General features: G+C 43.0%; 7 protein-coding genes. 1 reads left to right on the top strand and 6 read right to left on the bottom strand.

Annotated features, from left to right (window positions below):
* The first annotated feature begins 319 nt into the window (after positions 1-319).
* Positions 320-1,081 carry a metallophosphoesterase family protein gene (locus tag PLL47_RS14095; protein ID WP_502883709.1) on the top strand — a complete coding sequence of 254 codons (762 nt, stop codon included), beginning with the start codon at positions 320-322 and terminating at the stop codon, positions 1,079-1,081.
* A 253-nt stretch (positions 1,082-1,334) separates the two neighbouring features.
* Here PLL47_RS14095 and PLL47_RS14100 read toward each other — a convergent pair whose 3' ends face one another.
* From PLL47_RS14100 to PLL47_RS14125, 6 genes are all read right to left on the bottom strand, one after another.
* Positions 1,335-2,312 (bottom strand): NADH:flavin oxidoreductase, encoded by a 978-nt coding sequence (locus PLL47_RS14100; protein WP_324447080.1) that lies wholly within the window; start codon positions 2,310-2,312, stop codon positions 1,335-1,337.
* Between the two features lie 280 nt (positions 2,313-2,592).
* Positions 2,593-3,297 carry a thiamine phosphate synthase gene (gene thiE, locus PLL47_RS14105; protein ID WP_324447081.1) on the bottom strand — a complete coding sequence of 235 codons (705 nt, stop codon included), beginning with the start codon at positions 3,295-3,297 and terminating at the stop codon, positions 2,593-2,595.
* Between the two features lie 70 nt (positions 3,298-3,367).
* Positions 3,368-4,153 carry a hydroxyethylthiazole kinase gene (gene thiM / locus PLL47_RS14110; RefSeq protein ID WP_324447082.1) on the bottom strand — a complete coding sequence of 262 codons (786 nt, stop codon included), beginning with the start codon at positions 4,151-4,153 and terminating at the stop codon, positions 3,368-3,370.
* 354 nt (positions 4,154-4,507) lie between these two features.
* Positions 4,508-5,467: a serine O-acetyltransferase gene (cysE, locus tag PLL47_RS14115; protein WP_324447083.1), complete on the bottom strand. Its 960-nt coding sequence runs from the start codon at positions 5,465-5,467 to the stop codon at positions 4,508-4,510.
* 71 nt (positions 5,468-5,538) lie between these two features.
* Complete coding sequence (gene cysK, locus PLL47_RS14120; protein ID WP_502883708.1) at positions 5,539-6,474, bottom strand: cysteine synthase A; 936 nt, start codon at positions 6,472-6,474, stop codon at positions 5,539-5,541.
* Positions 6,475-6,764: 290 nt separating this feature from the next.
* Positions 6,765-7,100 carry a transcriptional regulator gene (locus PLL47_RS14125; protein WP_324447084.1) on the bottom strand — a complete coding sequence of 112 codons (336 nt, stop codon included), beginning with the start codon at positions 7,098-7,100 and terminating at the stop codon, positions 6,765-6,767.
* Positions 7,101-7,363: the final 263 nt, after the last annotated feature.

The raw sequence follows: 7,363 nt of genomic DNA on the forward strand, positions 1-7,363 counted from the left end.
AACGTTTTTTGAAAAATATCTCGTGACATCTCAGGTCTGGCTTACGCCAGGATTGTATAGAGATGAAGACCAAATACGTCAGAAAATATTATTCTATGCATTTTTGGGACCTATTCTACATGAATGTAAATGAAATAAATACTTATAAACTTCAAAAAGAGATTGTGATTAAAGTCCAGCCTTTTTAATGAATTATAATTAGATTTTTGAAAATACATATTTTTGATAGATAGATATATATAATGGAACTAAATTCTAATGCTTGGAACACAACAGTATTAGAAATTTCATAGAAAAGAAGGAGTAGAAAATTATACAGATTGTACACCTTTCAGATATTCACTATTCGGAAGCGTACTTTGTCCCGGAAATTGCTGAATCCATGGTTCAGACCATCAATCAGCTGAACCCGGACATTGTGGTAATTACAGGCGACCTGACAGAAAACGGGTTTTCAGCCGAATATGATGGAGTAAAGAGGTTTATTGAGAGGATCGAATGCAAAGAAAAGGTCCTTGTCCCGGGAAACCACGACTCCAAAAACGCAGGATATCTTCACTTTGAAGATCTTTTCGAAAACAGGTTCTCTACCCTGAACCTTGGAAACATGACTATTGTAGGAGCTGATTCCTCACAGCCTGACCTTGATGACGGGCATCTCGGAAGGGAAAATTACGGCTGGATCAAAGAAGCCTTTTCAGGGGAAAATTTCAAGGTATTCGCCCTGCACCACCACCTTGTCCCGATTCCACTTGCTGGAAGGGAAAATACCGTCCTTGTCGATGCGGGAGATGTCCTTGAACTCCTGAACAGATGCCGGGTAAACCTTGTGCTTTGCGGGCACTGCCATATTCCCCATGTCTGGAACCTGAACAACATGCTTGTTGTAAATGCAGGCACTTTCTGCTCTTCCAAAACAAGAGGCAAAACCACGCAGTGCTTTAATCTGATCCAGGCAGAAAACAGCCATGAAACCGGAAAAAGTGAAGAAGAAAACACTGAAAACGGCGGCTGGAAAGTCCGCGTGTCAAGAGTTTTTCCTCACGGAAACATTGAACTGGTTACAGAAACAGTGATGTAAGATTTTTGAGGCGTCTCGCCTCTTAATTTTCTTTTTTCCGTTTACAAACAAACTAAGAACAAAAATTGAAATACAAAGGATCAAGGTGAACTTCAGTGCAAAATTAGAAGTTTCACATGCTTCCTGTTTATGTACTGGCGGCAGGTTGTGAAATTCACAGGTTTTACCAGAAAATCATTCATCAGTATAAAGATAAATCTGTTTATCTGCATAATCACAAAGGAGAAAGAGTCGATCCGAATTTACTGAACTTTCACTTATTATTTCCTGCCGGACACAGCGTATGGTCAGTAAACCAGAAACATCTCTTACACCCAGCACAGGTGTTTACAGGCTCGCTTTTAATCACATGGTTGGCAAACTCAGGATCAGCTAACATTCCCCTGCCAATGGCAGCAAGATCCACATAATCATTTTCAATTAAGAACCGCACCTGTTCTTCCGTGCGGATTTCATTGACCGCGATAACGGGAATATTTACCTCTCTTTTGATCCTGCACCCGCTATAGGTTACTGGACTGCATATGAAACCTTCCGGGACCGGGTTTGTCGGAGGCTGCATTCCAAATGAAATGTGCAGCAGATCAACGCCGGCTTTTTCAAAAGCTCTGGCTGCTTCAATGCCTTCCCTGCTTTCCGGAAGATATTCCCCCATACGCACACCGACAATGAAATTTTTATGAGTATTGTTCCGGATCTCCGGCAGCATTTTTGTTAGAATTCTTGCCCTGTTTAGAGCATCGCCGCCGTACCCGTCTGTCCGGCGGTTGAAAGAAGCATCAAGAAACTTGCATAAGGTGAACCCATGTGCGAAATGAAATTCAACGCCATCAAAACCTATTTCACATGCACGGACGGCTGCCTGCTTCATATTCATCTGCATCGAATGAATTTCTTCAGCTGACAGCTCGTTAATATCCATATTGCCGCAGTGGAGCTGCATCATTATCGTCGCACCATATTCATGGCAGTTGTGAGCAATCTGTTTTAAAGCTGCAACATCATCTGCTGACCACATGCCTGTTGAATACAGGGCGCCGAATACGCTTGTAGCCTGAACAATAATAAGGCCAGCACCACCCTTCGCACGCTTTGTATAATGTTCGATGTGCTGCTTGCCATAATAAGACCCATTGTCTCCATGAAATGAAAAAGTAACCATAGGAGCCATTACAATTCGGTTTTTGATATGATTCCCGCGAATCACCAGTTTATCTGTTATCCTGGTCATTTTATTTCCTCCCCAATTTCCATTTCAGGGCTTCTGGTATACTCTTACTTATGTTTTCTGCTGGCTATTAGGTTATGGTATATGGTTAGCGGGGGATCTTTCCAGAGCCACCAGGCAGGATGGCGGAGGTGCTACTACAAATTATGAATCTTAAAAATATAATGCGGGGGTCAGGATAAATATTATCTCTGGCTTGCAGTCCGTCCAAAACTCTTGCCGCACGGAAAAGAAAAACTGAATATAAAATTCTCCGGTTTCTCAGAAATGTATGATCAGGTGGTCATTTGCTGTTGCCTGTATTTTTTATTTTCCGAATAATATTAATGAACTCACTGGTTTCCCTTTTTACATCATCGCTGCACACAACCGCAGAAATTGCAACAAAACTGTCAGCCCCGTTTTCAACAACGCTCCTGCAGTTTTCTTTATTTATTCCGCCGATAGCAACCACGGGAACTTTAATCACTTCCTTAACTTCTCTGATCATGGAAGGTCCAATACCTTTTCCCGCATCTTTTTTAGTAGAAGTATCAAATATGGAACCAAGACCTACATAGTCCGCGCCGCTTTTTTCTGCTTCGACCGCTTCATCAACGTTGTGAACTGTCAGGCCGATTATCTTATCTGCGCCAAGAAGTTTTCTTGCAGTTTCAATCGGCATGTCGTCCTGTCCTATGTGCACTCCATCCGCGTCAACTGCCAGAGCAACGTCGATTCTGTCATTCACAAGAAAAATTGCTCTGCCGCTGCAAATTCTCCTGATCTCGGACGCTTCATAGATCATCTCTTTAGTGCTCTTATTTTTCTCCCTGTATTGAATAATCTTGCAGCCGGCTTCAACTGATTCCTTTACATCGGATAGAGTTCCTTTCTTTGAAAGCCCGGAATCTGTCACAAGATAAAAATCGATCTCCGTTAAAAGAGAATTTTTCCGGGAGAGACCTTTCTGGTTGAAAATATTTTGATCACAGTTTTTTTGATTCATCCCATTTCAACTCATTCGATACGCATTTTTTAAAGTAAGTTAAGTAAACCGCCAGGGTCTTTTTCCAGACTTAGCTCTCTTCGACTTTCATCATATCCTTTACTTTTTCATCGGAAAGATTGAACACTTCATCATACAGGTTAACCTTGAAGCTTCCGGGACCTTTTGAATTTTCGGCTGCAAGCTCTCCCGCCACTCCAAAATAGCATAAGGCGTCTTTGGCGGCATCGCAGTAATCAGGATTGACCGAAGCAAAAGAACCGATAATTGACGCAGCCATGCATCCGGTTCCTACAATTGAACCCATCAGCCCGTGCCCGTTCTTTACAACAAATGTTCTCTTTCCATCGCTTATTATGTCTTCTCTTCCTGTCATTACAACGACGGAAGAGCTTGATTTTGCGAACTCTTTTGCAACTTTCTCGGGGTCGGCGCTGATAGAGGTTGCTTCAACACCTTTCGTTTCAGCGTTTTCGCCTGCAAGCCTCGCAATCTCAGAGTAATTTCCTTTGATTATATCAACGCGGACAGAACCAAGGATTTTTGCAGCCATCTCGTCCCTGAATTTCGTCGCCCCGACTCCGACTGCATCGAGCACTACAGGGATTTTCTTTTCATTTGCAGCTGCAGCAGAGAGAAGCATGGACTCTATGATTTCAGACGTCAGGGTTCCTATGTTCAGCACAAGTGCAGATGAGATCTTTGTCATATCAGCGCATTCTTCTGGAGCATGCGCCATTACAGGGAGCGCACCAAAAGCTCTTGTTATGTTTGCGCAGTCGTAAATAGTTACCCAGTTAGTGATGTGGTGTACCAGGGGCTTAGTTTCCCTTATTGTTTTTAATGGACTCTTCATCAATATTTCCTCGGTAGACGTTTTAAATTCTGCGTGGGTTAAAGTTATGAATTCTAAAAATACCTGGTATATGTTGATCAGTAATTATTTGTCTGAAAATTATTGTCTGGAAATTCATATGGGAAATGGTAAAGGTTCTTAGTTGTTAAACATTAGGGTATTCAATCTGACACTGAAGACCATAAATAAGCGTAAAAACTCATTTAAAAGGGCTCGCAGTTAAATTTATTTTTGAATTTTGACCCTCTCACTGCCTGTGTAAATATTCATTTTCTAAAGATTCGTTTTCTGGTTCTGGAAAAAACGATAATATTAAGCCTTATAGGCACTGCTATTATAAGCGGATCGCCCGGATTAATGGAAAGCCTGCCTGTTTACTCTGTCCCGGTTCCAGGGCTCATCAAGAATATTGACGGTAACATTTTCTATCCCGTTAATGCTCAGGACCTTTCTCTTTACCTGATTTTTAAAGTATTCGATCACTGGACAGGAGCTTGTTGTCAATACGAGATTTACATCTACATTTGCCCCGTCCACGATAACTTCCTTGACAAACCCCAGGTTAACTATATCCACTCCAATTGCAGGATCAATTACGTCTTTTAGCAGGGAATATATTTGCTCATCTTTGTTAAGCACGGTTTTTTGCGTGTTTATAAAGGATACCGGCACGGGTATGGTTGAGGTTTTTTCATGGGCCTGAAACCTTTCCTCCAGCCTGCTCAGCCGGTCAAGCATCTGGCTTACCACTATAAGCACGGGGTCAGGCAGCTTATTGTGATCCAGCTGACCTGAAGGTTCTGATAATTGTGCTTCGGCAATCCTGGCAGGAACTCCAACTACTGTAGCTTCGGGTGGGACTGACCTGACCACAACAGAACCTGCTCCAACTTTTGCCCCTCTTCCGATAGTAATCGGTCCGAGCACGACTGCACCAGAGCCGAGAACCACATCATTTTCAATGGTGGGGTGGCGCTTTTTTCTCTCTAGGGCCGTGCCTCCGAGCACGACTCCCATATATATGAGAACGTCATCCCCAACCTCGGCAGTTTCTCCGATTACAACGCCTGACCCGTGGTCAATAAAAACCCGCTTCCCGAGCTTTGCTCCTGGGTGGATTTCAATGCCTGTGAGCGCCCTTGAAATATGGGATGTCAAACGGGCAAGGAAAAAGAATTGTTTATTCCAGAGAGAGTGCGCTATCCTGTGCATCCATATAGCGTGCAGGCCTGGATAGCAGCACAGTACCTCAAGTGTGGACCTTGCTGCAGGGTCTTTTTTGAAAACTGTCCTTATATCTTCCCTGATTCCCATTGAAATCTTCCGGTATTAAATTTCGGATAATTAGCTAGCAACTAACTCTATAAGCAAATCAGTCAAACAGTTCAGTCAAATAAATCGGTGCTCAGATAACGTTCTCCCGTATCCGGAAGGATGACAACGATTGTCTTTCCCCTCATCTCTTCTCTGGATGCTACCTGCAGTGCCGCAAACGCAGCTGCACCTGATGATATTCCTGCAAGGATGCCTTCTTCCTTTGCCAGCCTTCTGGCTGTGGCAATAGCATCATTTCCAGTGACTTTGATTATTTCATCAATAAGGTCTAACTTAAGCACATCAGGAACGAAACCTGCTCCGATTCCCTGGATCCTGTGCGGGCCCGGTTTTCCGCCGCTGAGAACCGGAGACTCGGCAGGTTCGACAGCAAATGCCCTGAAAGCTGGATTCCTTTTTTTAAGGACACTGGCAATACCTGTTATTGTTCCTCCAGTTCCCACGCCTGCTACAATGGCATCCACTTTGCCATCCGTATCCTTCCATATTTCCTCAGCAGTTGTCCTTATGTGAACTGCAGGATTTGCAGGGTTCTGGAATTGCTGGGGTAGATAGTAAAGAGAAGGATCTTCTGAAGCCATCTGTTCTGCTTTGTTTACTGCCCCCTTCATCCCTTCAGAGCCCGGAGTAAGGATGAGTTCTGCACCCAGCGCCTTCAGCAGCTTTCTTCTTTCTGTTGTCATCGTCTCGGGCATAATCAGTATGAGCTTATATCCGCGGGCAGCGCATATACCTGCAAGTGCGATGCCGGTATTGCCGCTTGTGGGTTCAACAATAGTAGTACCAGGTTTGATTCTCCCGGCACGTTCGGCTTCTTCGATCATCGCCAGGCCGATCCTGTCCTTTACACTTCCCATAGGGTTAAAGGACTCAACTTTTACCAGTACATCCGCATGAAGATCTTTTGTTATGCGGTTCAGTCGGACAAGAGGTGTATTGCCCATTGTCCAGGTTATATCGGAATATATTCGCCCCGTACTTTTCACCTTTTATTGCAGTTTACTTCTTTCCAGATTCCCTTAACAGGAATTCCCAGGTAGTTTATCTCAAGTACTTTGGAAGAGGATTTGAACCCAGTATGTCAGCAATGCAACAGCAGAGGATCCATACTAAAATTCACAATTGTGAACTAAGCTTATCTTGGGCTATCCTGAATATATAGTTGTCGAGAAGCTTCTTTACTTAAAAGGCCTGGAATGGATCAGGAAAAGGTACAGAAACCGTTAAAAAGAGACTTTAGAGAACATCTGTATTCTGGTTCCATTCCGCTGCTGTATTACTCTTTCGGACCGCATGTGCTGTTGCAGTTACTCTCATTTCCTCTTGCACTCGTACAAATCTGACAGATCCTTGGAACGAAGTCTTCAACTTTATCCTCAATAAGGTCCTGAGCAAGTTTTTCAATCAATTCCTTTGTCTCGCCCTGAAACTCGATCCTGTATCCTCTTTTTCCCGAAATATACTGGGAAACTGCCGACGGAGCAATCCCCAGCAGCTTTGCGGAAGCCGCCTGTGACTGTCCTCTATTTACAAGTTCGATTGCAAGACTGGCCCTTATTGCGGGAACCAGATCCCACACAATCTTCTGACACGGAGTTTCCATAGTTACCATCACTTTTTGAGATTTTACAATTGAGAACGAATATAACTTATATACATATATATTTATTATCATTAGAAAGAATAATAATATGATTGTTACGCGAAGCAATAATTTTGAAGGAATTACTGGTTTTTGAGGTTCCACTGTTTTTACCATTGCATCATTTTGTGTATTTTCAGGGATAAAATTTAAATATTCACAATTGTTATGATTAATCACAATTGTGAAGGTGTAAGTGTGACAGTGGAAAACAGGACCATTTACATGGATAA

Source organism: Methanosarcina sp. (assembly GCF_035390745.1).
In the GTDB taxonomy this organism is placed as follows: domain Archaea; phylum Halobacteriota; class Methanosarcinia; order Methanosarcinales; family Methanosarcinaceae; genus Methanosarcina.